The 26,652-nt window shown below is 53.2% G+C and carries 30 protein-coding genes and 1 tRNA gene; 8 read left to right on the plus strand and 23 right to left on the minus strand.

Annotated elements, in window-relative coordinates; translation table 11 throughout:
* Window positions 1-132 precede the first annotated feature (132 nt).
* Window positions 133-930, minus strand: a complete 798-nt coding sequence (locus EOV40_RS07935; protein WP_128105597.1) for a class I SAM-dependent methyltransferase — start codon at window positions 928-930, stop codon at window positions 133-135.
* Window positions 931-980: 50 nt separating this feature from the next.
* Here EOV40_RS07935 and EOV40_RS14995 point away from each other — a divergent pair, with 50 nt between their 5' ends.
* Complete coding sequence (locus EOV40_RS14995; RefSeq protein WP_167506861.1) at window positions 981-1,157, plus strand: hypothetical protein; 177 nt, start codon at window positions 981-983, stop codon at window positions 1,155-1,157.
* A 3-nt stretch (window positions 1,158-1,160) separates the two neighbouring features.
* Here EOV40_RS14995 and gshB read toward each other — a convergent pair whose 3' ends face one another.
* From gshB to EOV40_RS07955, 4 genes are all read right to left on the minus strand, one after another.
* A complete protein-coding gene (gene gshB / locus EOV40_RS07940; RefSeq protein ID WP_128105598.1) occupies window positions 1,161-2,156 on the minus strand; it encodes a glutathione synthase in 996 nt (331 codons plus the stop codon).
* 99 nt (window positions 2,157-2,255) lie between these two features.
* Window positions 2,256-3,749, minus strand: coding sequence for an ArnT family glycosyltransferase (locus EOV40_RS07945; protein ID WP_128105599.1), 1,494 nt, complete (start codon window positions 3,747-3,749; stop codon window positions 2,256-2,258).
* A complete protein-coding gene (locus tag EOV40_RS07950; protein ID WP_128105600.1) occupies window positions 3,746-4,867 on the minus strand; it encodes a glycosyltransferase in 1,122 nt (373 codons plus the stop codon). The genes EOV40_RS07945 and EOV40_RS07950 overlap by 4 nt, the downstream gene beginning before the upstream one ends.
* Complete coding sequence (locus EOV40_RS07955; RefSeq protein WP_050820429.1) at window positions 4,864-5,379, minus strand: Lrp/AsnC family transcriptional regulator; 516 nt, start codon at window positions 5,377-5,379, stop codon at window positions 4,864-4,866. Before EOV40_RS07955 ends, EOV40_RS07950 begins: the two co-directional genes overlap by 4 nt.
* Before the next feature lie 180 nt (window positions 5,380-5,559).
* Here EOV40_RS07955 and trxB point away from each other — a divergent pair, with 180 nt between their 5' ends.
* The 4 genes from trxB (at window position 5,560) to EOV40_RS07975 (ending at window position 8,934) form a co-directional block, all read left to right on the plus strand.
* Entirely contained in the window at window positions 5,560-6,507 is a 948-nt protein-coding gene (trxB, locus tag EOV40_RS07960; protein WP_128105601.1) for a thioredoxin-disulfide reductase, read from the plus strand.
* Window positions 6,508-6,623: 116 nt separating this feature from the next.
* Window positions 6,624-7,505, plus strand: coding sequence for a LysR family transcriptional regulator (locus tag EOV40_RS07965; protein WP_020944155.1), 882 nt, complete (start codon window positions 6,624-6,626; stop codon window positions 7,503-7,505).
* 459 nt (window positions 7,506-7,964) lie between these two features.
* Window positions 7,965-8,471: a MucR family transcriptional regulator gene (locus EOV40_RS07970; RefSeq protein WP_280114338.1), complete on the plus strand. Its 507-nt coding sequence runs from the start codon at window positions 7,965-7,967 to the stop codon at window positions 8,469-8,471.
* A gap of 148 nt (window positions 8,472-8,619) precedes the next feature.
* On the plus strand, window positions 8,620-8,934 hold the full coding sequence (locus tag EOV40_RS07975) for an integration host factor subunit beta (RefSeq protein ID WP_050820106.1): 315 nt from the start codon (window positions 8,620-8,622) through the stop codon (window positions 8,932-8,934).
* Here the strand turns inward: EOV40_RS07975 and EOV40_RS07980 are convergent.
* On the minus strand, window positions 8,926-10,188 hold the full coding sequence (locus EOV40_RS07980) for a UdgX family uracil-DNA binding protein (protein ID WP_128105602.1): 1,263 nt from the start codon (window positions 10,186-10,188) through the stop codon (window positions 8,926-8,928). The two genes, EOV40_RS07975 and EOV40_RS07980, sit on opposite strands and share 9 nt — an antisense overlap.
* A gap of 28 nt (window positions 10,189-10,216) precedes the next feature.
* Window positions 10,217-11,767 (minus strand): murein biosynthesis integral membrane protein MurJ, encoded by a 1,551-nt coding sequence (gene murJ, locus EOV40_RS07985; protein WP_128105603.1) that lies wholly within the window; start codon window positions 11,765-11,767, stop codon window positions 10,217-10,219.
* 173 nt (window positions 11,768-11,940) lie between these two features.
* Here murJ and EOV40_RS07990 point away from each other — a divergent pair, with 173 nt between their 5' ends.
* Window positions 11,941-13,113: an AI-2E family transporter gene (locus EOV40_RS07990; protein ID WP_128105604.1), complete on the plus strand. Its 1,173-nt coding sequence runs from the start codon at window positions 11,941-11,943 to the stop codon at window positions 13,111-13,113.
* 42 nt (window positions 13,114-13,155) lie between these two features.
* On the opposite strand, the gene EOV40_RS07995 is transcribed toward EOV40_RS07990, so the two are convergent.
* The 7 genes from EOV40_RS07995 to EOV40_RS08025 form a co-directional block, all read right to left on the minus strand.
* Window positions 13,156-13,229, minus strand: a tRNA-Pro gene (locus EOV40_RS07995).
* Between the two features lie 63 nt (window positions 13,230-13,292).
* Window positions 13,293-14,165 carry a MerR family transcriptional regulator gene (locus tag EOV40_RS08000; RefSeq protein ID WP_128105605.1) on the minus strand — a complete coding sequence of 291 codons (873 nt, stop codon included), beginning with the start codon at window positions 14,163-14,165 and terminating at the stop codon, window positions 13,293-13,295.
* On the minus strand, window positions 14,158-14,478 hold the full coding sequence (locus EOV40_RS08005) for an integration host factor subunit alpha (RefSeq protein WP_003623929.1): 321 nt from the start codon (window positions 14,476-14,478) through the stop codon (window positions 14,158-14,160). Before EOV40_RS08005 ends, EOV40_RS08000 begins: the two co-directional genes overlap by 8 nt.
* 72 nt (window positions 14,479-14,550) lie before the next feature.
* A complete protein-coding gene (locus EOV40_RS08010) occupies window positions 14,551-15,531 on the minus strand; it encodes a beta-ketoacyl-ACP synthase III (protein WP_128105606.1) in 981 nt (326 codons plus the stop codon).
* A 64-nt stretch (window positions 15,532-15,595) separates the two neighbouring features.
* A complete protein-coding gene (gene plsX, locus EOV40_RS08015; RefSeq protein WP_050820110.1) occupies window positions 15,596-16,702 on the minus strand; it encodes a phosphate acyltransferase PlsX in 1,107 nt (368 codons plus the stop codon).
* A gap of 87 nt (window positions 16,703-16,789) precedes the next feature.
* Complete coding sequence (rpmF, locus tag EOV40_RS08020; RefSeq protein ID WP_006116507.1) at window positions 16,790-16,993, minus strand: 50S ribosomal protein L32; 204 nt, start codon at window positions 16,991-16,993, stop codon at window positions 16,790-16,792.
* A gap of 165 nt (window positions 16,994-17,158) precedes the next feature.
* Window positions 17,159-17,713 (minus strand): DUF177 domain-containing protein, encoded by a 555-nt coding sequence (locus EOV40_RS08025; RefSeq protein ID WP_208729119.1) that lies wholly within the window; start codon window positions 17,711-17,713, stop codon window positions 17,159-17,161.
* Window positions 17,714-17,959: 246 nt separating this feature from the next.
* Here EOV40_RS08025 and EOV40_RS08030 point away from each other — a divergent pair, with 246 nt between their 5' ends.
* A complete protein-coding gene (locus EOV40_RS08030; protein ID WP_087651945.1) occupies window positions 17,960-18,517 on the plus strand; it encodes an outer membrane protein assembly factor BamE in 558 nt (185 codons plus the stop codon).
* A 12-nt stretch (window positions 18,518-18,529) separates the two neighbouring features.
* Here the strand turns inward: EOV40_RS08030 and EOV40_RS08035 are convergent, their stop codons facing one another.
* The 5 genes from EOV40_RS08035 to def are packed head-to-tail and all read right to left on the minus strand — an operon-like array spanning window position 18,530 to window position 22,372.
* The gene (locus EOV40_RS08035; protein ID WP_128105608.1) at window positions 18,530-19,912 is read right to left on the minus strand and encodes an ATP-binding protein; all 1,383 of its coding nucleotides are present in this window, start codon (window positions 19,910-19,912) and stop codon (window positions 18,530-18,532) included.
* 10 nt (window positions 19,913-19,922) lie between these two features.
* Window positions 19,923-20,645: a response regulator gene (locus EOV40_RS08040; RefSeq protein ID WP_003623943.1), complete on the minus strand. Its 723-nt coding sequence runs from the start codon at window positions 20,643-20,645 to the stop codon at window positions 19,923-19,925.
* Window positions 20,635-21,156, minus strand: coding sequence for a MarR family winged helix-turn-helix transcriptional regulator (locus tag EOV40_RS08045; protein ID WP_050820114.1), 522 nt, complete (start codon window positions 21,154-21,156; stop codon window positions 20,635-20,637). Before EOV40_RS08045 ends, EOV40_RS08040 begins: the two co-directional genes overlap by 11 nt.
* Window positions 21,157-21,184: 28 nt before the next feature.
* Window positions 21,185-21,844, minus strand: coding sequence for a ubiquinone biosynthesis protein COQ9 (locus EOV40_RS08050; protein ID WP_128105609.1), 660 nt, complete (start codon window positions 21,842-21,844; stop codon window positions 21,185-21,187).
* Window positions 21,845-21,847: 3 nt separating this feature from the next.
* Entirely contained in the window at window positions 21,848-22,372 is a 525-nt protein-coding gene (gene def, locus EOV40_RS08055; protein ID WP_128105610.1) for a peptide deformylase, read from the minus strand.
* A gap of 214 nt (window positions 22,373-22,586) precedes the next feature.
* Here def and rpsU point away from each other — a divergent pair, with 214 nt between their 5' ends.
* Window positions 22,587-22,790: a 30S ribosomal protein S21 gene (rpsU, locus tag EOV40_RS08060; RefSeq protein WP_019088333.1), complete on the plus strand. Its 204-nt coding sequence runs from the start codon at window positions 22,587-22,589 to the stop codon at window positions 22,788-22,790.
* Between the two features lie 153 nt (window positions 22,791-22,943).
* Here the strand turns inward: rpsU and leuB are convergent, their stop codons facing one another.
* The 4 genes from leuB to rplS form a co-directional block, all read right to left on the minus strand.
* The gene (gene leuB, locus EOV40_RS08065) at window positions 22,944-24,068 is read right to left on the minus strand and encodes a 3-isopropylmalate dehydrogenase (RefSeq protein WP_087651942.1); all 1,125 of its coding nucleotides are present in this window, start codon (window positions 24,066-24,068) and stop codon (window positions 22,944-22,946) included.
* Between the two features lie 15 nt (window positions 24,069-24,083).
* On the minus strand, window positions 24,084-24,707 hold the full coding sequence (gene leuD / locus EOV40_RS08070) for a 3-isopropylmalate dehydratase small subunit (RefSeq protein ID WP_050820118.1): 624 nt from the start codon (window positions 24,705-24,707) through the stop codon (window positions 24,084-24,086).
* Entirely contained in the window at window positions 24,707-26,110 is a 1,404-nt protein-coding gene (leuC, locus tag EOV40_RS08075) for a 3-isopropylmalate dehydratase large subunit (RefSeq protein WP_128105611.1), read from the minus strand. Before leuC ends, leuD begins: the two co-directional genes overlap by 1 nt.
* Window positions 26,111-26,263: 153 nt before the next feature.
* Entirely contained in the window at window positions 26,264-26,647 is a 384-nt protein-coding gene (gene rplS, locus EOV40_RS08080) for a 50S ribosomal protein L19 (protein WP_003623953.1), read from the minus strand.
* Between the last annotated feature and the right edge of the window lie 5 nt (window positions 26,648-26,652).

Raw genomic sequence — 26,652 nt, forward strand, 5'->3', positions numbered from 1 at the left:
GCATCATGCAACCCTACGCCCTTGGCGCGTGGCACGGCATAAGACTGTTCCATCATATTCATGTTACATACGCGCAAATGCCATTTTCTGCCACGCAGAAGAAACGCCCCTGCCTTGGCAGGAGCGCACAGGTTATGCAGGCAGATTTTCCAGCGTGACCAAAGTAAACAGCCCTAATGGCGGAACAGGCTGAATATAGGCGCGGCGTATATCCTCATCTGGCAGCAATGATTGCATTGCAAAATCAGGATGCCACCCTAAAGAGTGAGATGCCCGGCCTAGCGCATGTTCTACAGCGCCACGCACACCACCTGGTGCCAAAAAGTGGTTTACAAACAGAATATAACCACCGGGGCGCACAACGCGTTTAAGTTCACGCAACAACTGCCGTGGATGCGGCACCACAGAAGCCACAAACATGGCCACGGCGATATCGAAGGAAGCATCTTCAAACTTCGTATCTTCGGCATCCATTTCAAGCAGGCCGTTCACGTTTGTCAGCTTATCGCGCTGCACACGCTCACGCGCCTTGGCCAGCATATCGGCTGAAAGATCAATGCCGGTGATCTGCTTTTCTGGCCGGTAATGGGGCAGTGCCAAGCCGGTGCCCACCCCCACTTCCAGCACATCCGTGCCGGGAAGACCGTTTACGGCTTCTACAGCACGCAAACGCCCAAACCGGGAGATGCCGCCAAAAACAACATCATATACATTTGCCCACCGGCGATAGGCTGCTTTGACAGCCTCCGCATCCAGTGCCGAGCGGGAAGGAGGAGGCGCGGGATTATCCCCCCCGCCGGAAGGATAATTTTGGAGAACGTCACTCATGTCCTCTCTCTGCCTGCTGGTGGACATTTCTTCAAGAGCCACAAAAGGTCTTCCTCTTCTGCACAAGGCACGCGTCACAAAAGCGCCCTTGTGTAAGGGCATATACTCCTTTTACGCTGCAACTGTGCAATAGATAGTGTTAATATAGAGCTATGTTTCAAATTCTTCTCGCCATCATCGCTATTGCCATATGGGCAAGCATCTTCATCTACTACTTCCGAGACCCAATATATCAGTGGCTGGACAACAAGTTTGGGAAGGACACGCCACTGGCTGATCTGGAAGCAGCCGACAAAAAGGATGACACCCATAAGCAAAACAAGGGCTAGAAATCACGCGGCATTCAGCTTGCGCTCTATGCAGTTCCAGATTGCACCAGCGCCATTGATACCATCAAAGCGTTCCAGCTCCTGAAGGCCAGTGGGAGATGTTACGTTAATTTCTGTCAAATACTGGCCAATCACATCTATACCCACAAAAATCAGGCCGTGTTCTTTTAGAAACGGGCCAATAGCCGTGCAAATTTCGCGGTCACGATCACTCAGCCCAATCTGTTTGGCCACGCCGCCCACATGCATGTTTGACCGGTGATCTTCTCCCGATGGCACACGGTTGATGGCACCTATGGGTTCCCCATCCACCAGAATAATACGTTTATCTCCGGCCGTTACAGCAGGTTCGTAACGCTGAATCATCAATGGCTCGCGCGAGCGCGCAAAATGCATTTCAAGCAAAGCATTCAGATTCTGGTCATCTGCACGGATACGGAAAACCCCGCTCCCGCCATTCCCGAAAAGTGGCTTCACAATAATATCGTGCCATTTGGCTCGGAAGGCCCGAATCTGTTCGATATCCCACGTCACCAAGGTGGGGGGCATTAAATCTGGAAAATGAGTGACCAACAGTTTTTCCGGGCTATCACGTACCCAACGTGGGTCATTCACCACCAACGCTTTACCCGGACCAATACCATGCACGTGGTCCAACATGTGTGTGGCTGTAATATATGCCATGTCAAAAGGCGGGTCCTGACGCATCAGCACCACATCCATATCCCCCAATGACTGGCGTGTTGGCGCACCAAACGTGGCGTGGTTTCCTTCTTCCCGCCGGACTGTTACAGGGCGCATCAAAGCTGTTACCCGGGTTTTGGAAGACTGCTCCGGTTCCACCGCCCCTTCGCCCAATGCCAGCGAATTCACCTCATAGACATACAAGGTATGCCCACGTTTCTGAGCTTCCAGCATAAGCGCAAAGGTTGAATCCCCATGGATATTAACGTGCTCCAGAGGGTCCATCTGAACCGCAACCTGTAAGGATGATGCCATTGAGGTATGTTTCCTGTTATTCTTGGCTATCTAAACTGTAGCCAGCGTATCCTGCCTTGCCTGCCTGCTGCAAACAACACCAAGCAGCAAGCCACGTACCTAACGCTTATTGGCAGGCAATATTGCCGTATCTTCCCGCACCGCATCGCTCCCCAAGCAGCGCAATCTTACGCGATAAACTGCGTAACTATCGGCCACGGCCCCACGGCGGCTGCGTGAAATATCTGGATATTGCGCGAGAACATCAAAAAGCGCGGCATCAGGCTGATCATGCCGCCTGCGGCTACGCAGTAAATAGCCCTCCACCCCGCATGTAGAATGCGGAAACGCAAAAAACTGCCATCTCGGTTCAACCGCTAGCACTTCGCGATTCTGCGCATAAAAAGACAGTTCACCCGCCAGCCCATATTCATCTGCAATCAGCAGAGCATCAGGTGAAATCTGGTTTTCTACGGTCTGCACAAATTCAGGCCAGCCGCCCATTTGCCGTAACGTCATGTCAAAATGAGGCGAAAGATGTGCGGGGGCCCACAAAGCCTGCCCGACCACCACAACAAACATGGCAACGCCAAGCGCGCAGGCGGCTTTCCACCACCGATACGGTACGCACACTACAGACAAGGCAAGAGCGGGATACAACACAACAGGCCAGTTTGCCTGCACGCGTGCGCCTATGGCGTGCTGCACAAAAACAGCCACGGGCAGCAAGATCATACACAGCAAGAGCTGGGCGAATTGATCCCGCAGCCTAAGCAAATATTTTATGGCCACCACGAACAGCACAAAGATAAGCGGAGATGCCAAACCAACCTGGCCGCCCAGCAATTCCCCCATAAAGGTGAACATACGGCCGGGCTGCCAATCCCCAGCCCGGCCGCCCTGCTTGAGAAAGCTGACCCAGTGATGTGTTGCATTCCACTCCACCACAGGGGCCATGCATATCACCGCCACCACAGCACCAAGCCAAGGCCATGGCGTGCGCAGCCATTGCCTTCCCGCATGCGTTGCCAGCAACCACAAGCCCAAACCGGCTACAGGTAAAAGCGCCGTATATTTGCTATCAAACCCCAGCCCGGCAGAAAGCCCCACCAGCAACCAGAATGCTGGATGCTTACCAGAAAGCAGGTTGCTCACGCTCCACAGCAGCAAGGCCATAAAAAACACCAGCGGTGTATCTGGCGTCATGATGAGCGTGCCCAGCCCCACGGCCAATGTGCTGTTAAGCACAATACCGGGCTTAACAGCCGTTACGAACCTGCTGGAACTTTCCGCCAATACTTTCTGAGATTGAAGCCATTGCTGCGCAGCCTGCACCAACAGAATCGTGCCAATCGCGGCAGAAACAGGCCCCATAAAACGCAGGCCTTCTGCGGTATCACCGGCAAAAAACATGCCAATGCGCATCCACAGCGCCACCATGGGCGGGTGATCAAGATACCCCGCAGCCCGAGCCAAAGCCCAGAGACGGTAATAGGCTTCATCGGGAGAAAGTGGGATCCATGCGGCCAGAATCAGCCGGAGCAATGTAAGCAGCCCCAGCGCTATCAGGCACATCCATGCACCACGCGTGTGGCTTGCTGTTTTTACGATCACGAGCGCCAGACAACGGTTGAAGACATGGCGTAATTCCACACCACAGCAAGAATGGCACCCGCCAGACTGGCCTCATTAAGCATATGATTCTGGCCGTAAATCATGCGGGCAATGCCCACATCCGCCAACGCGCCAACCGAACACACCAACATAAAGAGAACAAGCCCACGCATACACGCCCAGCCACGCAAGCGCCTGTCACGATACGTAAAATTATTATCCAGAAAGAAATTCAGAATCATGGCGGCAACAGTGCCAATGGCCTGCGCCACGGAAAAATGCGCCCCTACCAACCGGGCGCACTGCATAACCACCAAATTTGTGCCAACGCCTGCCAGCCCGACCATACAAAAGGCGACAAACCGCAAAGGTACCCAGCCTTTGGCAAACTTATCCAAAAGGAGTGCGCCAAACTGGAGCATAACCAACGCATCCAGCTTGCTTTCCCCCGCCACCCGTGGGCGAAAGCCGCAAGGCACCTCCTGCACACGCAGGGGTTTGGGGGCAGAAAGCAGTAAATCGAGTAAGATTTTAAAGCCTGTGCCAGACAAACGCGGGGCAATTGCGGCGAATGTTTCTTGCCTTAACGCAAAAAAGCCGCTCATCGGATCTGTCAGCTTTACCGGCAAGACCCGTTGTGCAAGCCAGATGCCGCCATCAGACAACACATGCCGCCACGCATTGGCCAAACCAGCATTATTGCCGCCCTCAACATGCCGACTCCCAACAGCAACATCACATGTGTTGTTCAGAACGGCATCTATCAGCGCGCCAAGGCGTGATTCGTCATGCTGGAGATCTCCATCCATCACCGCCACAACCTGCGCGGATGAAGAGAGCGCACCCTCTATAACAGCAGATGAAAGACCCCGGCGCCCTATGCGGCAAATGCCGCGCACGCGTGCATCATTTCGGGCCAGATCGCGCACACGCTGGCTGGTATGATCGGGCGAGTTATCATCTACAAAGATAACTTCCCACCGCCTGCCCGCTAGCGCCTGCTCCAGAGCTTTGACAAGAGGCACCACATTTGCCGATTCGTTGTAGCATGGCACAACCACGCTAATATCCGGCCCCTTTACAACGGCTTCAGTTGAAACCGTTTGATGGTCTGTCACGGGGCCTGCCCTTCCTCCTCAACCTGTACTGGCACACCCCAACGCTCCAGACTTGTCCGGATAGTTTGCAAGGTTTGCACACGTATTACGTGCTGTGCTTCTGTCAGTTGTTTGGTCAGCAGGTTTTCATGCGCGGCATCACGCGCAATCAAACGGACAAGAAAGTCTCCCCCACCGCGGATCATGTGGCATTCGCGCACTTCTGGCCATTGGGCCAGTTGCTGCTCAAAACTGCACAGAATGGCCTCTTTCTGGCTTTCCAGACCAATCAACGCAAAAAAGGTAATGGGCCACCCCAAAGCTGCAGCATTGGGTTCTGCATGATAGCCACGGATAATGCGTTCTTCTTCCAAACGCCGGACACGACGCAGGCATGGAGGTGCGGAAATACCGACACGGCGGGCCAGCTCCACATTGGTCATGCGGCCATCATTCTGAAGCTCTGCCACAATGCGAAGATCAACTGCGTCCAGATCTGTCACGTTTCCTGATCCATCCTGCACAAGAGGCATGCACCCCAATTCAACTCGCGCGAGTATATGCCATGCAGCACATCCGGCGGCAAACACCTAAAGATACACGCCCTTGCCCAAAACCCATGTGGCAGCCATATGCTTCCAACAGTTACATGCAGGCTGCCCCCATTACAGCGGCCTGTATGCTGGATTTCCATATGCGGGAGCGCTGCCAATATGGCTGAAACCATTACAACTGATCTGCTCGTTATTGGCGCAGGGCCGGCCGGGTATACTGCTGCCATCTATGCAGCACGTGCCAACCTTTCTCCTGTTCTGGTTGCCGGGCTGCAACCGGGTGGCCAGCTCACCATTACAACAGAAGTTGAAAACTACCCCGGTTTTGCCACAGCCATACAAGGCCCTTGGCTGATGGAACAAATGGCTGAGCAGGCGCAGAATGTTGGCACACGTATTGAATACGACATTATTACATCTGTTGATTTCAAAGCGGGCTCACCATTCCTTCTGACGGGTGATTCGGGCACCATTTACAAAGCGCGCGCAGTTGTTGTTGCTACAGGTGCTCAGGCTCGCTGGCTGGGCCTGCCAAGTGAAAAGCACCTTCAGGGCGCTGGTGTTTCTGCTTGCGCCACATGTGATGGTTTTTTCTACCGCGGGAAAAATGTGGTGGTTGTAGGCGGTGGCAATACTGCCGTTGAAGAAGCCCTGTACCTTACCCACCATGCTGCGCACGTCACCTTGGTACACCGGCGCGATAGCTTGCGGGCAGAAAAGATTCTGCAAGACAGACTTTTTGCCAACCCCAAGGTTTCCGTTATCTGGAACAGTGTTGTGGAAGATATTCTGGCTGATGGCACGCCAGAAACAGTGTGCGGCGTACGGCTGAAGAATACGCAGGATGGCAGCGAACAGACAATCCCGACAGATGGTGTGTTCATTGCAATCGGCCATGCCCCCAACACCGCCATCTTCCGCGATCAACTTACACTGGATGCTGAAGGGTATATTGAAACCACACCCGGCACCACGCGTACTTCTGTGCCCGGAGTCTTTGCCGCGGGGGATGTACAGGACAAAACATATCGCCAAGCCGTAACAGCCGCAGGAACTGGCTGCATGGCAGCGCTGGATGCGGAACGTTATCTTGCAGGCTTAAGCTGATAACTTAACAGAAAACGGCTTCATCCCTTGACCAAGGGGGCCAATTCCTGCACGTAATACACCGCATAAAACACGGCTGTGTTTTTGTAACTTCATTCAATTTGCAGGAGGCATGCGTGGACTGGGACAAACTCCGGGTTTTCCATGCAGTGGCAGAAGCCGGTTCCTTTACCCACGCGGGGGATGTGCTCAACCTTAGCCAATCTGCCGTATCACGGCAGATTTCCGCGCTGGAAGACGTCCTTCAGGTTCCTCTCTTTCATCGGCACGCCCGCGGCCTGATCCTGACGGAACAGGGTGAAACACTTCATAAAACCGTGCGCGAAGTCTTTTCCAAACTGGAAATGACGCAAACACTGCTGACAGAAAGTAAGGAAAAGGCAGCCGGGCGGCTGCGCGTAACCACAACCACCGGCTTTGGTAACTGTTGGCTTATGCCGCGGCTTCATCGCTTTATGGCAGATAACCCCGAAATAGATATCTGCCTGATTTTGGAAGATAATGATCTTGATTTAGGCATGCGGGAGGCTGACGTGGCGGTGCGTATGCATGCACCCAGACAGCCAGACCTGATCCAGCGCCATCTGGCCGATTTTAGCCTGCCAATTTTTGCTGCCCCTCTCTATATCGAGAAATACGGCATGCCGAAATCTCTGGAGGAAATCAAAGAACACCAGCTGGTGCTGTTTGGTGAACACCATCCTCCGGTTGCACATGTTAACTGGCTGGCACAGGCCTGCCGCACCGATGGCAGCACACAGACTGCTCGGCTAGAAGTTAATAGCATGGCTGCCATGGCCTCTGCTATTGCCGCTGGTTTGGGCATTGGGTCTATCCCAACTTACGCCGCAAAAGAATTTCCTGATCTGGTTCAGATCCTGCCGGAAATTACTACTCCAACTGTAGATGCTTATTTTGTTTATCCGGAAGAACTGCGTAGCTCCAAACGCGTTGCTGTTTTCCGTGATTTTCTTATGAGTGAATTAGGTATTCGGTAAATATCATCGCCTTACCAAATATCATACACTAAAAAAGCCTGCCCTTATTCTCAGGGGCAGGCTTTTTTATTTTCATATTCTATCGCCTTCACTCACCAAAACACCCCAACCACTTTTATGCTTAATTTTCTCTGATAGATATATGCAATATTTATCCTATTTATCCGTTATTATAATATTTTACTTGGATATTATGTAAAAACCAAACATTCCAGAAAATCATAGCAGCACATATTTATTGGAACCGGAGATGATATTTCTGCGTTTACATAAAACGAGCGCACACCACCAAGCAGAACAATAAACCCGAACGGACGATTACAGACCCACCAAATATTACCGTTTGTTTATTATTTGAAACACGCCAAATTTCAGGCATTGCTTTGAATAATGTTCTTTTATGGCTAATTATGCGCCGAAATTGTGAGTTCACCATTCACAAACTACAGTTAAAGGAGTATGGAGTGCAGATATTCACACCAAATTCCTATTGGATTTATCATGAGTGAGAACCAGGACTACTCTCCCCTTCTTGATCTGGTATCAGAGATCGTTTCTGCACACGTCTCCAACAACCAGACAGATCCCGCACTTATCCCGGGCATGATCCGTGATATTTATCAGGCACTGAAAACAGCTGAACATCCGCAGAATGAACCAGAAAAACTGCAGCCAGCAGTTCCGGTAAAGCGTTCGGTATTTCCAGATTACATCATCTGTCTGGAAGACGGGAAAAAGCTGAAAATGCTCAAGCGCCACCTGCAGAGCGCTTATGGCATGACACCTGAACAGTACCGTGAACGTTGGGGCCTGCCAGCAGACTACCCGATGGTTGCGCCTAACTATGCAGAACGTCGTTCCACCCTTGCGCGTGAAATTGGCCTCGGCCGCAAAATTCATGCCGCTGGGGATGAAGAAGAACAGAATGGCCGTGGCCGCCGCAGCAAGAAGTCTCCTGCAGCATAAAATCTGCAAAAACTGATTGCCAAAAAGGTCTGGCGGTATTTCTCTGGTTCATACCGTCAGACTTTTCTATCTTGACGTCTTCTTCATCATTACGGAATGTTCTGAGTATCATTATTGTACACACAACAGCCGGGTGGGAGAACTTAAGATGACCAGATCCGAGCTGATTACAGCCCTGATGCAGAAAAATCCGCATCTTCAGCTGAAAGAAGCAACACGACTTGTAAATATTGTATTTGGCACCATTACCAGCAGCCTTGCAGAAGGTAGCCGTGTAGAATTACGCGGGTTTGGTGCATTTTCTGTAAAAGAGCGAGACCCACGTATTGGCCGCAACCCTAAAACGGGGGTGCAAGTGCAGGTTGGCAAAAAGCTCGTTCCCTTCTTTAAAACAGGTAAAGAGCTACATCAGCGCCTGAACAAGCCTGCTGCCAGCAATAAGCGCTCACGGTCATCAGTCTGACTGCTGCGTTATAAAACTATGTGCCAAGCGTAAGTCTTCTACAAAGCGTGCGTATTCACGTGCTTTGGCTTCTTCATTCGGCAGACGCAGCAGATAAGACGGGTGCACTGTTACCAGTCCCGAACACTGCTCATCCAACTGGAATACGCGCGAACGCTCACGCGAGATGGTAACAGGCCGCTTGAGAAGACTCTGTGCTGCCGTAACACCTAACATAACAATCAGCTTAGGATGTACCAGCCTACGCTCTGCATCCAACCAGATTCGGCAGGCATCGACAGACTCCATATCTGGCTTTTGGTGAAGGCGCCTGTTGTTTCTCCATGTGAAGCGGAAGTGCTTTACGGCGTTTGTCACGTAAACGTGATCTCGCAAAATGCCAGCCTCTTCCAACGCCCTATCAAACACCTGCCCAGCAGGCCCCACAAATGGGCGGCCTGCCAGATCTTCCTGATCTCCTGGCTGTTCACCAACAAACATCAGAGGCGTATTTTCTGCACCCTCGCCAAAAACCGTGCGGTTAGCTGGTTGCCATAAGGAGCAGGCTCTACAATCCATAGCCTCTGCTGACAGAGAGGCGAGAGAAGGTGCTTGTGCAACATCTTCTAGCGTCGGCACCAGCACAGTATTGGGGTACCCCTGCCAGATACCCTGCCCGTCTTTCTGCCACATCTCAGCAGATACGTGCGCGGCCTCTGCTTCCCCCTGCGCGAAATGGAGTTGGGTTCCATCCCACCACATACGCCGATAAGGTGTAATCACCTCCCACGGTTGGGCATTGCGCTCTACACAGAAGTGTCCGTTTGCTTCCACAATATAATTCTGCGGGGTGTAGTGTAGGCTTTTACCTTGGTGTTGCGCACTGAATGCCGAGAAAGCCAGACGAAATTGTTCCGTTTCTTGCTTAACATTTTGCACAAGCTCTCGAAGCCGCTGAATATCTGGATCTTCCCGCAGATCCTCCATATCCAGTAAGCCATGCGCAAAACGATAAACAACACGATATAAAAGCGCGAAACGTTCAGGAGGATGCGCCTGCAATGCTTCCAGCACGGCTGTCACCAATTTGCGTGGAAGGTTAAGGGGAGCATCATTATCTGCGGAATCTGGGGCTTCCAGCTTCCAAGGAGCTTCCCCTTTGCCCGCAACACGCCAGCTTATACTTTCAGGAAGCACCTGCTTTTGCACATAATGGCGCGCAGCAGCCCTCCATGTCGCCAGATCTACCTGATGCGCCAGAACAATCTCAACCATCCCCGGCTCCCCTTATTCCTTACATCCGTCAGGCGCGTTTACGGTTTAAACGCCTGCGCAGGCCTGCCAGCACATCTGCCAAGTCCATAACCCCCAGCACATGCAACATACCCGCATAAAATATGCCCCCAAGCCCGACCATAACTGTCAGCCATATCAGGCGCATGAGAAAATGCGCTGGTAGCGGCAACAAGGTTTCCACCCCAACAAGAATTACCGCCATAACGGCAGCAGCCAGCCCCACCCGGCCAATACCGCCCAATGTTTCCGGCGCAAGAAGCAGGGCATTTTTTTGCCGCAGTAAAAAGGCCAACACAGCTACATTGATAAAAGCAGCCAAACTGCTTGCCAAAGGCGGCCCCATGTGAACGAGCGGCTTCATGAACAATAGATTGAGCACAAAATTAAGCAGCAGAACGCCAATACCAATGTAAACCGGTGTGCGCGTATCGCCTCGTGCAAAAAATGCCGGAGAGAGCACCTTCACCATTACAAAAGCGGGCAAGCCAATAGCGTAAGCCCGCAAGGATTGTGCCGAAAGCAGCGCATCATGCTCTGTGAAAGACCCGTGACCGAACAGCACAATCATGATCGGCCCAGCCAGCACTAACAAACCGGCCACAGCAGGAAGTGTCAGCAACAACACATATTCAATGGACCGATTTTGTGCAGCATGGGCTGCATCTGTTTCTCCTGCCGCTAAATGGCGCGTCAGAACAGGCAACAGCGTGGTACCGGCAGCGGCTCCCAAAACCCCTAACGGCAACTGGTTAATCCGATCTGCAAAATACATGAGGGAAACACTGCCTGCGGGCAGCAGCGTGCCAATAATGGTATCAATGGTAAGGTTAATCTGCCCAACGCCGCTGCCTATCAGCCCTGGCACCATACGGCGCAGCAACAGGCGTATACGGGGCGTAAGAGAGGGCCACAAAGGCGTAAGACCAAAATGCGCCCGCTCACACGCCCAGAACAATAACCCTAGCTGTGCAACACCAGATGCCGTTACCCCCCATGCCGCAGCGTAAGCAACATTTGGCAAAAAGGGCGAAGCCAGCAGAATGGCTGCAATCCCCACCACATTGAAAGCCAAGTATGCCGCTGAGGCCACACCAAACCGATGCAAGCCGTTAAGAACGCCAGCCAATAAAGCCGCAGCACAAATCAGCACCAGATAAGGAAAAGTAATACGACTTAAACTGACAGCCAGGGCGTATCTATCTCCACTTTGCAAAAAACCGGGGGCGATAACCTTAAGAACCTGCGGCATAAAAATTTCGCCCAGCACGCATAAAAACAGCAGCCAGACCAGCATGACACCTAATGCTCTGCGCGCGAAAAGCTGCGCTTCTTCCTTACCTTCCCGCGTCAGCACAGAAGAAAACAAAGGTACAAATGCTGCGTTAAACGCGCCCTCTCCAAACAGACGCCGGAACATATTGGGCAGACGAAACGCAACCTGATAGGCATCCTGCAATGCCCCCGCCCCCATAAAGGCAGCCAGAAGCTGATCACGAACAAGACCAAGAATACGGCTGAGCATTGTCCAGCCGCCAACGGTAAGGAAATTTTTGAGCATGACAGGATCAGTTCTTACTACGCCGCAGGAAACTGCGCGACACTAACGAAAGTGTCAGAAAAAGATACGGGAATATGATCCTTATGCGGCATATCGGGTTATGGCATAGGCACGACCGCCATAGCGCGATATGGTCTGATAACTAAACTTATGCTCACCACAGCATACAAGGTATGCTGAAGATAGAATGTTATTGCGGAACCCCTCGGAGAACACACCGGAATATGCCCGATTCATTGCCATCACAATTTCTTCCGGATTCACCACGGTGCTCTCTTATCAAACCAAGCCAGCGCTCTCGCCGGGGGCAGGAAATGGCGCGTACAGTTCTGGCGCTGTTTATTGTAGGGGTAGCCGTTTACACAATTCAGGGCTTTCTGCCTGCATTGGCGTGGGGGAGCGTTTTTGCCATTGCCACATGGCCGCTTTATACGCGCGCCTGCAATAAATGGCCCCATGCGGCATCTGGCACGCTTTTGCCCCTGTTATTTACAGCGGCCATGGCATTGCTATTTGTTATACCGCTTACGCTTGTCACGCTGGAAGCTGTAGGCGAGGCCCAGAGCGCGCTGGAATGGGTATCTCACGCACGTGAATATGGCGTGCCTGTACCCGATGCCATTCATCGCCTGCCTTTCGGCAGCGCCGCCATAAGCAAATGGTGGCAGGCCCATCTTTCAGACCCGCGTGATCTTTCTGGCATGCTGGGTAATCTAGATAGCAAAGGCGTAGCTGTTACGCGTGCCGTGGGTTCGCAAGTTGCGCATCGTGCCACATTGTTCTGCTTTTCCATCCTCACCCTGTTTTTTCTTTATAAGGATGGGCTTTCCGTTATCCGCCAGTGCCGTGTTGTTTCATGCCGGGCTTTTGGCAAACGGGGGGAAAGCATTGGACGGCAGATTGTTGCGTCCATTCACGGCTCTGTTCAGGGGCTAGTGCTGGTAGGTATTGGAGAAGGCCTGCTGCTTGGCATTATTTACGTATTTGCCCATGCACCGCATCCTGCTCTATTTGGCGTGATTACTGCCGTAGCTGCCATGATCCCTTTTTGCGCCATGATAGCAGTTGGTTTGGTTTCCCTGCTTATTCTGGTGCAGGGTAGCTCTGTTGCCGCCATTACAACCTTTTGTGTTGGCGCTGTGATTATTTTTACAGCTGACCATTTTATCCGCCCTGCCCTTATTGGCGGCAGCACCAAGCTACCTTTCCTTTGGGTGCTTTTGGGTATTCTGGGCGGCGCAGAAACCTGGGGCCTGATTGGCCTGTTTATTGGGCCAGCCGTTATGGCCGCACTTAATCTGCTGTGGTGCCGGTGGGCATACGGAAACAACCCAAAAGCCAGTTAGGCTTTTGGGTTGTTCTGCAACACTGATTTTTCAGAGAAAATATCGGGCAGGCGGGATTCGAACCCACGACCCCCAGTCCCCCAGACTGATGCGCTACCAGACTGCGCTACTGCCCGTTAAGTGTGAAGTGGTATTTAGCAGGAGGTTTTCTGCAACACAACCCACCCCAGACACAATTTTTAAGAAACCAGCTTTTTACGGAACTCTTCTAGCTCCACCAGCACATCTGCCAGATCCTGACGTAGCTGACGGTTCTGTTCCACCAGTTCCGTCATATGCGGATGCGGCTCAACAGATGCAAATGTCACCACCGCGTCTTCCATTTCTGGTGACAAATCTGTGGCATCCTGAACATCCTCAGCAACTACTGCTGGCTCTGGCTCTGGCTCTGGCTCTGGCTCTGGCTCTGGCTCTGGCTCTGGCTCTGGCTCTGGCTCTGGCTCTGGCTCTGGCTCTGGCTCTGGCTCTGGCTCTGGCTCTGGCTCTGGCTCTGGCTCTGGCTCTGGCTCTGGCTCTGGCTCTGGCTCTGGCTCTGGCTCTGGCTCTGGCTGGATTGTGGATGCGTTATCATCCACAGCAACCACTTTTTCAGAAGAATCTTCTACATTTTCAGAGTCTTCTGGAGCAACTTCAGATGTTTCAACTGCTTCTACGGCAGTTTCTGGCTGTTTTTCAGCCTCATCTTGGTGGGGTGTTTCAGGCGCAGACGCTTCGGCGGTAGGCACGCCACCGTTTTGCAAAACGCGCTGCACACCTTTGATGGTGTAACCCTGCGTATAAAGCAAATCTGCAATATGCCGTAAAAGCTCTATATCAGCAGGTCGGTAATACCGGCGGCCACCGCCACGCTTTAACGGCCGAACCTGATGAAACTGGGTTTCCCATAACCGAAGCGTATGCTGCGGCACATGAAGCTCATCTGCCACTTCGCTGATGGTGCGAAACGCAAAAGGCCCTTTTTCTGAAGGCGCTGAATTCGTGCTTACATTTTCCGGTGTGGGGGAAGAAGATTCTGCCCCTGTTTCAGAAAAAGTATGCGCCTCATCAGTCATGATCATGCTCCGCTTCTGCATCTAGCGTTTCGTGGTTTACTTCAGCGCGCAGAAGCTGACTCGGACGAAAGACCAAGACCGAACGCGGCAAAATCGGAACTTCCTCACCCGTTTTCGGGTTTCGGCCACTCCGTTGGCCTTTTTTCCTCACGGAGAAAGTGCCAAATCCGCTGATTTTAACACTTTCGCCGCGTTCAAGAGCGTCCATCACCGTCTCTAGAACATCTTCCAGAAGAACGGAGGATTCTTTACGAGACAGGCCAACCTGCTGATAGATCTGCTCTATCAAGGATGCACGTGTGACAGTTTCCATAAAAATTAAAGTAACACGCTTACACGCCGCGTCAATTCATTCACGCAGTTGTGCTTACAATATGTTCTGAAATTATAGCCTTACCAAAGCAGAACCCCATGTCAGGCCACCACCCAAGGCTTCCATCAAAACCAGGTCACCTTTCTGGATACGCCCATCACGCACAGCCTCATCCAATGCCAAAGGCACAGATGCAGCCGATGTATTGGCATGCCGATCAACCGTAACCACTACCCGTTCAGCTGGCAGATTCAGCTTTTTGGCAACACCTTCAATAATGCGGATATTGGCCTGATGTGGCACCAGCCAATCTACATCTGCGTAAGAAAGACCTTCAGCTTCCAGCGCTTCATCTACAGAGGATGAAAGCTTGCCAACGGCATGGCGGAACACATCACGCCCGCTCATTTTCAGATGTCCGCTTTTATCTGGCTGCCCCACAGCACCGTCCACATACAACAGATCTCCTGCTGTCCCATCGGAATGCAAATGCGTGGAAAGAATGCCGCGATCACCCGGCTCATCCGAAGCGGAGAGCACAACGGCCCCGGCACCATCCCCAAACAGCACGCAGGTTGTGCGGTCTTCCCAATCCATAATGCGGGAATACACTTCAGACCCAATAACCAGCGCATTCCGAATCTGGCCAGAACGGATAAACGCATCTGCTGTGGAAAGTGCAAAAATAAAGCCCGAGCACGCAGCCGCAATATCAAAGCCAAAGCCCCGCTTCATGCCCAATGCGGCCTGAACACGTACTGCTGTTGCTGGAAAAGCCTGATCTGGCGTGGCTGTTGCCACAAAAACCGCATCAATATCTTCAGCCGTCAGCCCTGCATAATCCAGAGCACGCCTTGCGGCCTCTGCCCCCATACTGGCTGCCGTATCATTCGGCCCAACAAGATGGCGGCGGGTAATACCTGTGCGGGTTCTGATCCATTCATCTGATGTTTCAAGACGTTCTGCCAGCTCTGCATTGCTGACAACCCGATCTGGCAGGAAACCGCCAAACCCTACCAGAAGCGAACGTTTCGCCATAAACCGTTCTTTCATTATCAGCCAACAGCATGCGGTAGCGACCCAACATGCCGCTACTGATCAGACAGTCTTGCACCAATCAGGAAACGGGAACCGCTGGCTCGCGCTCCTCCGCATTTTGCTGGGGAGAGAGAAGTGCACTCATATGGGAGAGACGATCACGAATACTGTCATTAAATCCGTGCGTCACCATATCCATTGCCACATCAACTGCTGCGGCAAATCCTTCTGCATCCGTGCCGCCGTGAGACTTAACAACCACACCGTTCAGGCCCACAAAAACGGCCCCATTGTACCGGCGTGGATCAAGCCATTCCTTCATGCGTTCCAAGCCCGGACGCACAAGCAGATATCCAATTTTGGAAACAATACCACGCTTAAATACGCGCCGCAGGAGAGTGGTTGCCATTTTAAGCACCCCTTCCCCGGTTTTAAGCGCGACATTTCCGGTAAAGCCATCAGTCACAACCACATCGGTTGTGCCTGCGGTAATATCATGCCCTTCCACAAATCCGTGGAACTGCGAAGCCAATGGGCTTTCTCGCAGGGCTTCTGCTGCTACACGCAGCTTTTCATCACCCTTCAGTTCTTCCGAACCGATATTGAGCAACCCGATAGAGGGCGCAGGCAGCCCCAACACAGCCTTGGCAAAAGCTTCACCCATTACGGCAAACTCTACAAGGTTGCGCCAGTCACACGCCACATTCGCACCCAGATCCAGCATGACCACATCACCCTTGATGGTAGGGCTGATGGCCGCCATGGCCGGACGGGAAATACCCGGAAGGGTTTTAACAACAATCTTGGCCAAAGCCAGCATGGCGCCGCTGTTGCCAGCAGAAACCACACCACGGGCGCGGCCACTTGCCACGGCATCCATGGCAAGGCGCATGGACGATTGCCGCATCCGCAAAGCAGATGTTGGCTTCATATCCATTGGGATAGACTGATCCGTATGCCAGATGGTGCATATGGATGCAGCCTTGGGGTACTTTGCCAGCAAAGGCCGCAACTGGGCTTCATCCCCCAGCAGCAGCACCTTGATGCCTCGGTGCCGTTCAGCGGCGGCGGCGAGCCCGGCCACAACAACTTCCGGAGCCCCATCACCTCCCATTCCATCCACGGCAAGGCTGAACACCTCGTCCTGTTCAGAAAGGGAATTATCTGGAATCTCGGTCTTGTTCATGCCTGCTTCTCTGCCATACCGCAGATGCCTTGCTCCCACAGAACGCGCATCACGCTGTAATGCGCGTTTTACCGCAAACCCACGCTATTAAGCGCGGACAGCAACCTTAAGTGCCTTACCGGAAGCAACCACTTCACGACCATCGTAATGGCCACAATGGCTGCACACATGGTGCGGGCGCTTCAGTTCGCCACAGTTAGAGCATTCAGCAAAAGCTTCCACGTTCAGAGCTTCATGGCTGCGACGCATGCCACGACGTGAAGGCGAGGTTTTCTTCTTGGGTACAGCCATGAGCCCGAGCCCCCTCTTGAAAAACGGTTTAAAAACGCCTGGCAGCGTGTTTTTTCACCCCACCAGACAACAACACAGGTTTATCACCAGACTGAGCCGGGGCCTCTAGCAGACGACAAGCTTTTTCGCAAGCAATCCAGAAAGAAAACCCGTACCGCGCCCAGATCAGGCCTTGCCCGGTTTGAGCCGAGACAGGGCCGCAAAGGGGTTCTGCTTTTCATCCTGCTCCCCTTCTTCCAGAAGCTTCTCTGCCTCTTCCTCGCTCAGGACAAGGCCTTCTGGCAGATCAATTTCTGGCGCATGTGGGTATGGGTCCAGATCAAGAGCAAACTGCTCTACAGCGGCTTCGCCCAGATCTATATCCTGACCTTCATACGGAATTTCATCAATTGCATCCAGATCAGGCTCATCCGGTTCTACAAACCGTTCAGAAGGCACAAACCGAACACTGAATGCTCCTGCCAGAACATCCTCAAAGTTTTCAAGGCTAACAACGCAGGTCTGCGTATAATGAACAGCCAGCGCCCCTTCTGCCTCCACCACACTGTGCCTATCTGCCTTTAGCAGATACCGACAGCGGAAAAGCGTAATTTTTGGCAAACCAAGGCGGCGGGCAATTGCTGCGCATTCCTGTTCTGTTGCTTCCACCGTCACTGCTGTTTCCTGCCCCCCGATTCGGCGCAATGCCATTGGGCGGGAAAATTCTGGTTTTTCAGACATAGCAGCCTCCTGAGCTGGCAGAGGAAGATCGTTTACAGAGGCGCATACACTTACGGGTATCCACCCTTCTGCAACGCTTTTTCTAATTGGGGCTTTTTGAAGGAAAGCTAAAGGGGGTAAAGTGCAAAAACAGATGGAAAAAACCATTCTGTAATTGACGCTTCGTATCAGTTTGAGGCATCGGACTGTTACATGGCCGCGATGTGCGGATGCCTTAAATGTTATGCTTAGGGAAGCCCCAACCGAATGAAGCAGCCACGCCAGCATAAAATATCACGCCTGCGTAACACCTGTGGCGCACTGGCAGCAGTGATAGCGCTTTCTGGCTGTGCCGTGTTTGGGCCAACGCCAACGCCTCGTGGCTCTTTGGTTGAAGCGGATGATTACAACCAGCTTATCCCCGGTGCCAGCACACGAGCCGATGCGTTGGATTTGTTAGGCTCCCCCACCACCAAGGGGGCGTTTGATGACAATACATGGATCTATATTTCCATGAGCACATATCTGATTCCCATGGATTTTCCGGGAATCGGCAAGCAGCAGGTTGTGGTGCTGAAGTTTGATGATGCCGGGAACCTGCAAAGCCTGCGCACACTGAATAAAAAAGATTCCCGCTCTGTGGCCATGATCAACAGCATCACCCCCACACCGGGCACAAAAATCAACATCCTCCAGCAAATTCTGGGGAATGTGGGCCGCTACAACCCTATGCAGAACATGATGGGTGCTGGTTCGGCTGGTGCTGGCGGCATGGGCATGAACAACCAGGGTCCAGGCCACTTTGGTTCGGGCAACTCTCTGTAATCACCTATGGGTCTAGCGCGGTAGGAACAGCCTGACGCGCAAACCACCCATTGGGGAATCCAGCAATTCCATCTCACCACCATGCGCGCGCACGATGTCGCGCGAGATTGTGAGCCCCAGCCCGGTTCCACCCCCACGCCCGCTCTCAAAGGCCCGTAGAACGCTGTCTCGGCGTTCTGGGGGGATACCCGGCCCATCATCATCTACCATCATCACAACGCCATCTGATCGGCCCTGAGCGCTTAAATTGATATGCTTTGCATAACGGCGCGCATTATCCACCAAATTGATTAATGCGCGCCGCATGGCATCTGGGCGCATATGCACCCGCAACCCCAGCGCCACACGCACCGAGAAAACATGCGCACCAGCGCGCCGGGCTGCGGCAGCCACATCTTCCAAAAAGGGTTCTATTTCGGTGTCCGCAATATTTTCGGTCCCTTCCCCGCGTGCAAAGGCTAAATAACTGGCAATCATGTGCTCCATTTCCGCCACGTCACCAATCATGTCCTCTACATCGGGCTGAATGTCTTCTGCTCGCACCATGCCGGTACGGGGCATCATGTCCAGAGAAAGCCGTAGGCGGGTAAGTGGCGTGCGCAAATCATGCGATACGCCCGCCAGAACGCCCGTGCGTTGCGAGACAAAACGGTAAATCCGGTCTTGCATGCGGTTAAAGGCCACAGCTGCCTTGCGCACTTCCTGCGCCCCTGCCGGACGAATAGGGCCAATATCACGCCCAAGCCCAAACTGTTCAGCCGCGTGGGCAAGCCGCCGAATAGCCCGCACCTGATTACGCATGAACAGGCTGGCAATCACAAACAGGAGCAAAGAACTGCCAACCGCCCATGCTACAAACAGCCATATCTGCCCCATATCCAGCCGTTTACGTGGGGCTTCCACATCCAGTACACCATCTGGCAACTGGATGGAGATTTTGACTGTGTGGGGATCTTCTCGCCAATTTACGAAAAACGGGTAGCTGATAGAGGCACGTAGCGCACGAGCCAGATCTTCATCCATAGGCCCCAACACGTGGGTGGAACCAAATCGCCTAAGCCGTGCATTGGAATGCCACGATTCTACCAACTGCAAATGCTGTTGGGCCTGCTCTACAAACCACTGCCTGTCTGCCGGTTTTTTTAAACGCTCCAAGGCATTTAATGAGAGCACAATTTCTGATGTGACCGAATCTGAAAGACGGCGCGAGGCAACCTGTAGAAAATTGCCGTAAAATACTTCCAGCGCGATGCCCTGCGTGATCAGCAATGGGATCAACACAATCAGCAAAGACCGCGCCAGAAGCGAACGTGGAAGCACGCGCCGCATGGATTTTTCCACCCTGCGTGACTTCCAGAATGAGGATGGAAAAAGCTTTAGCCCGCTGCGCCGCATGATTTATGTCTTACAGCCCCGGTTTGAGCACATATCCACGCCCACGGATGGTATGCAGGTATCTTGGCTCCTTGGGGTCAGGCTCAATACGTCGCCTCAGGCGCGTTACCTGCACATCTACGGCGCGCTCTCCAATTTCCGCCATATCCAGCGCCTTGGCAATTTCCTCGCGCGAGAACACATCATTGGGCCTACGTGCCAATACGGAAAGCAGAGCGGCCTCGCCTCCCGTAAGATGAATGGTGCCATTGGGCCCGCTTAAAATAAGCCGAACGGGATCAAACTCTTTATCCCCCAACCGCACGATACGCAGATTATCCGTTGCCGGAGCAGGTTGATGCCGCCGTAAATGGGCTTTCAGGCGCAAAAGCAGTTCACGTGGCTCAAAAGGCTTACCGAGATAATCATCAGCACCGGCTTCCAGCCCCGTAATGCGGTCTGCTGGTTCTCCGCGTGCTGTAAGAAGCAGAATGGGGAGTTCCTGCCCTTCATCACGTAGTGCGCGTGTCAGTTCCAAGCCGTTTTCACCCGGCATGGTCACATCCAAGACCATGGCATCTGGCTGAATGCCTTCCAGTGTCTGCCGTGCCTCTGCTGCGCTAGCTGCTACGCTTACCCGAAAGCCGTGCTCAAACAGGTAGCGCTGCAACAGCCGCCGTAACCGCGGATCATCATCCACCACAATAACATGCGGGGCGACATCTTCTTCCACACTCTCGCGCTCATGCTCCATGCCGCCCTCCTTTTTTACCGGCTGCATCTTCATTCAATACAGACCGACTCTGTTCGGATAACATTCCACGCATCACGCGCCGAAACCCCTCCACAGCTGCGCCTCCTGCCTCTCGATACGCAGCTACAAGGCGATGGCGCACAACAGCAAACAATCTGGCTTCTGCCGCTTTGCCTTCTGGGCTTAAAAAAAGCAGACGTTGCCGCCTGTCCTGACGCCCCGGTTGGCTTTCCAGATACTGCCTTGCTTCCAGTTCATGCATGGTGCGGCCAAGGCTTTGTTTTGTCACCCCCAACACAGCCTGAAGGCGACTAACCGGAATACCGGGACTAAACGCCAACACCTGCAACACCCGATAATGCGCGTGGCCCAACCCATCCGCTTCCAAAACAGGCTCAATAGCCTGCGCCATATCGCGCGATGCCAGAAACATAAGGGTTTGCGCCAGCCGCAACTGTTCTTCCCGCAGAAAGAGCAGATCTGCTCCTGCTGTTTCATGAGGTAAGGACATAGGTGTTTAGGCCTCCCGCAAAAGGCTCTTAGGCCCGCGCCATAAAGGGAAAACCACCCATACGGGCTTTAATGCGCCCAATGCGCAGAACATCTGACAGACGCCTATCAACAAAAGCTGCCAAAGCGGCTTCATTATCACCGCGCGCCAGCCAGTACAGCAGCACAGAGGCATAGACACCGCCCAAGCTGAGGCGCTTGGTTACGTAAGTTAGCCCCGAGGAGTCATCCTGTGCAGCCTGCCAGATGGCATTGATAGTACGCATCATGCTCCGGCGCAGTGCTTTTCCCTCACACGGGGCCAGCAGAACGGAGAGGCCTTTACGTGTAGCTGAACGGACAGCCTCATCCACCGGAAGCCGATACAGCAGCGCCTGCCGCACACGCTGGCTTAAGCGAGGTGCCTCTTCCGTATCCCACATGGCTTCCAGCATATCTCTGTCACATAGGTCGAACCATGCTTCCACAAGCTCTGCACTGCCACCGGGAAACAGCAGATCCGCATCTGGGCCTGCCACTTGCAGCAGCACATCCATGCCCCATCCACGCTCTCCGGCTACGGCAGCCATCTGGCGCAGGATCTCATCCCGCGCTGGATCACGCTCCAAAGGCGCAGGCATAATGCCAGCAGCCAAAGTTGCCACTGCCAATGAGATAGCCTGACTTATCTTACCTGCACCCGTGCTCATGCCCTACGCCCCATACCGTGTGATTTCTTTTGCAAACCCAAATTTGCTCATATCCGTCATCCGCATGGGATAGAGGATTCCATCCAGATGATCCATTTCATGCTGCATGACATGCGCCCGAAACCCTGTGGCCATGCCTTCCACCTTTTGTCCGTGCTGATCAAACCCGGCATACCATATCCGCTTGTAGCGCAGCACTTCCCCCCGCAGGTCGGGCAAGGAAAGGCAGCCTTCAGCCCGTAGTATTTTTTCATCATCAACCGGTTTTAAAACCGGGTTGATCAAAGCCTGCACAGGCAAAGGTGGATCATCCTCCCCTTCACTGCGCGCAAGTGGCACGCTGTAAATAAAAAGCCTTTGGGAAACAAATACCTGCGGGGCAGCCAACCCTACCCCACCGCTTTCTTCCAGAGTTTCACGCATATCCGCTATCAGGCGCGCAATATCTGGCGCTGTGGGGTCTGGCACCTCCTGCGCGGGCTGCCTTAAAACCGGGTGCCCCATGCGGGCTATTGCAAGAACTGCCATTTTTCACCCCATTTCTGTGGAGGTTGCACAATAAAAGCACACAGAAGTGCATTTTAAACACGAAAGAACAAATTGTATCTTGTCTAAAGGCCGTGTTATAGAGGCCGCCAACAAAGGAATCGGCGCCCCGCAAGGCTGCGACGGTTCCGGTTCCGTGATAATCTACAAAAAGCCGGGTTGCCCGGATTTTTCTGAAACAGGGGTTAGAGACCAAGTGCACGTTCTCGTCCGTGACAACAATGTCGATCAGGCTCTTAAAGCGCTCAAGAAGAAAATGCAGCGTGAAGGCATCTTCCGTGAAATGAAGCTGCGTCGGCACTACGAAAAGCCGTCTGAGCGCAAGGCCCGTGAAGCGGCAGAAGCCGTGCGCCGTGCTCGTAAGATGGAACGCAAGCGTCTGGAACGCGAAGGCTTCTAAGCCTTTCCATACTTCTATCCAAAAAAGGCCGGCATCCTATGGATGTTCCGGCCTTTTTTGTGTCTGCTATGTTTCCATAGCTTGTCGCCCATAAAAAAAAGCCGGCCCACCTAAAAGTGGGACGGCCTTTTAACTTGCTGCTTATTAAGAGCGTTACTTCTGGAGCTTATCCAGCTCCCGCACAATGGCTTCACCCATCACGGATGTGCCAACGCGCGCCATGCCTTCGCTCATGATATCTGCCGTGCGCAAACCGCTTTCCAGTACGTTGGAAACCGCCTGCTCAATCATGTTGGCTTCTTCCTGCTTGTTCAGGGAGTAACGGAGCAACATGGCAAAAGACAGAATCTGCGCAATGGGGTTTGCAATGCCCTGCCCGGCAATATCCGGCGCACTGCCATGAATGGGCTCATACAGCGCAGGGAATTTGCCATTTTCGCGCACAGCACCCAGCGTTGCAGAAGGCAGCATACCCAAGCTGCCTGTCAGCATGGATGCAAGATCAGACAGCAGATCACCAAACAGGTTGCCGGTCACAATCACATCAAACTGGCGCGGGTTACGCACCATCTGCATGGCGCAGTTATCGGCCAGCATGTGAGAGAGTTCTACATCCGGGAATTCTTTGGCATGCACATCTGTCACCACTTCCTTCCACAGAAGGCCACTTTCCATGACATTGCATTTTTCAACAGAACACACACGGTTAGACCGTTTGCGGGCCAGATCAAACGCCACACGCGCTACACGCTCAATTTCAGACGTGGTGTAAACTTCTGTGTTGATGCCCCGCTTGCTGCCATCTGGCAGGGTTTCAATGCCACGTGGGTTACCAAAATAGATACCCCCCACCGTTTCACGCACGATCATGATATCCAGCCCACGCACCACATCCGGCTTAAGCGTGCTGGCATCTACCAGTGCATCAAACACTTTGGCCGGGCGCAGGTTGGCAAACAGCCCCAGTTCCTGCCGCAGCTTGAGAATGGCCACTTCCGGGCGCTTTTCAAACCCCACATGCGCCCACTTTGGATCACCAACCGAGCCAAACAGCACTGCATCCGCAGCCCATGCCTTCTCGATCACTTCATCACGGATAGGCTCACCGTATTCTGCCAGAGAAGCACCACCAACCACATCTTCCGTAATATCGAAGGACAGGCCACGACGGCTTTCCAGCCAGTCAATAACACGCCGGACTTCCCGCATGATTTCGGGGCCAATACCGTCACCCGGCAGAACAAGAAGTTTTATGGCTGTGTTCTGTGCAGTCATCATGCAGCTCCAGAATAATCAATCAATATGAATGGAAGGCATCCAGGGTTTTTCCCGGTTTTCCCGGTTTTCATACCCTTCGATATTTGTTTCGTGCTGAAGCGTCTGGCCAATATCATCCAGCCCTTCCAGCAGCAGATGCTTGCGGAACGGGTCGATTTCAAAAGGCACTTCCTGCCCATCTGGCCGCACAATAACCTGCCGGGGCAGATCAACCGTAAGGCGGGCATTGCTGCCCATGCTGGCATCTGCCATCAGCTGATCGCAAATTTCACGCGGCAGGCGGATCGGCAAAATGCCGTTCTTGAAGCAGTTATTGAAGAAGATATCGGCAAAGGAAGGTGCAATCACGCACCGAATACCAAAATCCAGCAGTGCCCAAGGCGCATGCTCACGCGATGAACCGCAGCCCAGATTGTCATAGGTAATCAGGATTTCAGCTTTACGCCACGGTTCCTTGTTCAGCACAAAATCCGGGTTTTCTTTACCATCTGGCAGATAACGCATGGCATCAAAGGCATTTTTACCCAAGCCAGTGCGCTGCGTGGTTTTTAAAAACCGAGCCGGAATAATTTTGTCTGTATCAATGTTGGCTTCTGGCAGAGCTGCCGCAATGGCCGACAGAGTTGTAAACTTTTCCATTATGCCAGCTCCCTTACATCAGTCAGGCACCCCGTCACAGCAGCAGCCGCGGCCATGGCAGGAGACAGCAGATGTGTGCGACCGCCCGGCCCCTGACGTCCTTCAAAATTACGGTTGGATGTAGAAGCACAACGCTGGCCCGGTGTTAGCCGATCTGGGTTCATACCAAGGCACATGGAGCACCCGGCCTCACGCCATTCAAAACCTGCATCCAGAAAAATCTGGTCCAGCCCTTCTTCTTCTGCCTGCCGCTTTACATTGCCCGAACCCGGCACAATCATGGCGCGCACGCCTTCAGCCACCTTGCGGCCAGCGGCTATCTGCGCTGCGGCACGCAAATCTTCAATACGGCTGTTGGTGCAAGAGCCAATGAAAACCACATCAACTGGTGTGCCAGCAATTTTCTGCCCAGCTTCCAGCCCCATGTAGTCCAGCATACGCTGCATCTGGGTGCGCTTGGCTTCATCAGCTTCATCAGCAGGGTTAGGTACGATGGCCGTAATGGGCAGCACTGTTTCCGGGCTTGTGCCCCATGTCAGGCTGGGGCTGATATCTTCGGCCCGCAGCGTCACTTCCTTATCGAAATGCGCACCTTCATCAGAAGCCAGCGTTTTCCAATAGGCAACAGCCTTGTCGAACTCTTCACCCTTGGGGGCAAACGGACGGCCACGCACATATTCAAACGTGGTTTCATCTGGCGCAACCATACCTGCGCGCGCACCGGCTTCAATGGCCATGTTGCACAGCGTCATACGACCTGCCATGTCCAGCCCACGAATGGCGGAACCTGCAAATTCGATTACATGCCCTGTGCCACCAGCCGTGCCGATATGCCCGATAATAGCCAGCATGATATCTTTGGCAGAAACGCCAGCACCAAGCGTGCCATCAACCGTAACGCGCATGTTTTTAGCCGGACGCTGCAGAATGGTCTGCGTGGCCATTACATGCTCGACTTCCGACGTACCGATACCGAAAGCCAGCGAACCCAGCGCACCATGCGTAGAGGTATGGGAATCCCCACACACAATGGTCATGCCTGGCAGAGAAATCCCCTGCTCTGGCCCGACAACGTGCACAATGCCCTGATTGGCAGAAAGCAGCGGGAAATACGGAACCCCGAATTCCTTAACGTTGCGTTCCAGCGTTTCAATCTGGTTGCGGCTATCGGCTTCTTCAATCGGCTGGGTGCGGTCAGACGTTGGCACGTTGTGGTCAACCACAGCCACAGTCTTTTCCGGGTGGCGCAGTTTACGCCCTGCCAGACGCAAGCCTTCAAAAGCCTGCGGGCTGGTGACTTCGTGCACAAGGTGCCGGTCAATATAAAGAATAGAGGTGCCGTCCGGCAGAGTTTCAACGACGTGATCATCCCAGATCTTGTCGAACAACGTACGCGGGCCCATGCCCTCCTCCTTTATATCTCTTACGCTACGTGCATCAGCTCACCTATTAGGCCAATGCTGTTGCGGTATGCCTATATATCAAAAAGACCCGACTGACATAGGCCAGTCGGGTTTTAAAAACCATATCAGACCGATGTGAACGGTTATATGGTTTTAGCTGGCTGCCGGAGCAACCACTTCACGCGGGCGTTCTGCAATACGAGCAGACTTACCGCTACGGCCACGCAGGTAGTACAGCTTTGCACGACGCACTTTACCACGACGCACAACCTTGATTTCTGCAACCGTAGGTGCGTACAGCGGGAACACACGTTCCACACCTTCACCATTGGAAATCTTGCGCACGGTGAAGTTGCTGTTCAGGCCCTTGTTGGAACGGGCAATCACAACGCCTTCAAAAGCCTGCAGACGGGTACGTTCACCTTCCTGCACCTTAACGGAAACGCGCACCGTATCACCGGCTTCGAATTCCGGAACAGCGCGCTCTGCTGTCAGACGCTTAATTTCTGCAGCTTCATACTGCTGAATGATGTTCATGTCGG

The sequence above is a fragment of the Acetobacter oryzoeni genome (genome assembly GCF_004014775.2).
Lineage (GTDB): Bacteria > Pseudomonadota > Alphaproteobacteria > Acetobacterales > Acetobacteraceae > Acetobacter > Acetobacter oryzoeni.

Coding starts and splice junctions, on each gene's coding strand:
- def (WP_128105610.1), bottom strand. CDS start 22,372: ATGGCAGTTCTTGCAATAGCCCGCATGGGGCACCCGGTTTTAAGGCAG.
- EOV40_RS07980 (WP_128105602.1), bottom strand. CDS start 10,188: ATGGTTGAGATTGTTCTGGCGCATCAGGTAGATCTGGCGACATGGAGG.
- EOV40_RS08045 (WP_050820114.1), bottom strand. CDS start 21,156: ATGTCCTTACCTCATGAAACAGCAGGAGCAGATCTGCTCTTTCTGCGG.
- leuB (WP_087651942.1), bottom strand. CDS start 24,068: ATGATGACTGCACAGAACACAGCCATAAAACTTCTTGTTCTGCCGGGT.
- leuD (WP_050820118.1), bottom strand. CDS start 24,707: ATGGAAAAGTTTACAACTCTGTCGGCCATTGCGGCAGCTCTGCCAGAA.
- EOV40_RS08025 (WP_208729119.1), bottom strand. CDS start 17,713: ATGTCTGAAAAACCAGAATTTTCCCGCCCAATGGCATTGCGCCGAATC.
- plsX (WP_050820110.1), bottom strand. CDS start 16,702: ATGAACAAGACCGAGATTCCAGATAATTCCCTTTCTGAACAGGACGAG.
- gshB (WP_128105598.1), bottom strand. CDS start 2,156: ATGGCATCATCCTTACAGGTTGCGGTTCAGATGGACCCTCTGGAGCAC.
- EOV40_RS07935 (WP_128105597.1), bottom strand. CDS start 930: ATGCCCTTACACAAGGGCGCTTTTGTGACGCGTGCCTTGTGCAGAAGA.
- EOV40_RS08035 (WP_128105608.1), bottom strand. CDS start 19,912: ATGCGGCGCAGCGGGCTAAAGCTTTTTCCATCCTCATTCTGGAAGTCA.
- EOV40_RS14995 (WP_167506861.1), top strand. CDS start 981: ATGTTTCAAATTCTTCTCGCCATCATCGCTATTGCCATATGGGCAAGC.
- EOV40_RS08005 (WP_003623929.1), bottom strand. CDS start 14,478: ATGGAAACTGTCACACGTGCATCCTTGATAGAGCAGATCTATCAGCAG.
- EOV40_RS08030 (WP_087651945.1), top strand. CDS start 17,960: ATGAAGCAGCCACGCCAGCATAAAATATCACGCCTGCGTAACACCTGT.
- EOV40_RS08000 (WP_128105605.1), bottom strand. CDS start 14,165: ATGACTGATGAGGCGCATACTTTTTCTGAAACAGGGGCAGAATCTTCT.
- EOV40_RS08050 (WP_128105609.1), bottom strand. CDS start 21,844: ATGAGCACGGGTGCAGGTAAGATAAGTCAGGCTATCTCATTGGCAGTG.
- rplS (WP_003623953.1), bottom strand. CDS start 26,647: ATGAACATCATTCAGCAGTATGAAGCTGCAGAAATTAAGCGTCTGACA.
- EOV40_RS08010 (WP_128105606.1), bottom strand. CDS start 15,531: ATGAAAGAACGGTTTATGGCGAAACGTTCGCTTCTGGTAGGGTTTGGC.
- trxB (WP_128105601.1), top strand. CDS start 5,560: ATGGCTGAAACCATTACAACTGATCTGCTCGTTATTGGCGCAGGGCCG.
- EOV40_RS07990 (WP_128105604.1), top strand. CDS start 11,941: ATGCTGAAGATAGAATGTTATTGCGGAACCCCTCGGAGAACACACCGG.
- leuC (WP_128105611.1), bottom strand. CDS start 26,110: ATGGGCCCGCGTACGTTGTTCGACAAGATCTGGGATGATCACGTCGTT.
- EOV40_RS08040 (WP_003623943.1), bottom strand. CDS start 20,645: ATGGAGCATGAGCGCGAGAGTGTGGAAGAAGATGTCGCCCCGCATGTT.
- EOV40_RS07970 (WP_280114338.1), top strand. CDS start 7,965: ATGGAGTGCAGATATTCACACCAAATTCCTATTGGATTTATCATGAGT.
- rpmF (WP_006116507.1), bottom strand. CDS start 16,993: ATGGCTGTACCCAAGAAGAAAACCTCGCCTTCACGTCGTGGCATGCGT.
- EOV40_RS07975 (WP_050820106.1), top strand. CDS start 8,620: ATGACCAGATCCGAGCTGATTACAGCCCTGATGCAGAAAAATCCGCAT.
- EOV40_RS07955 (WP_050820429.1), bottom strand. CDS start 5,379: ATGCCTCTTGTGCAGGATGGATCAGGAAACGTGACAGATCTGGACGCA.
- murJ (WP_128105603.1), bottom strand. CDS start 11,767: ATGCTCAAAAATTTCCTTACCGTTGGCGGCTGGACAATGCTCAGCCGT.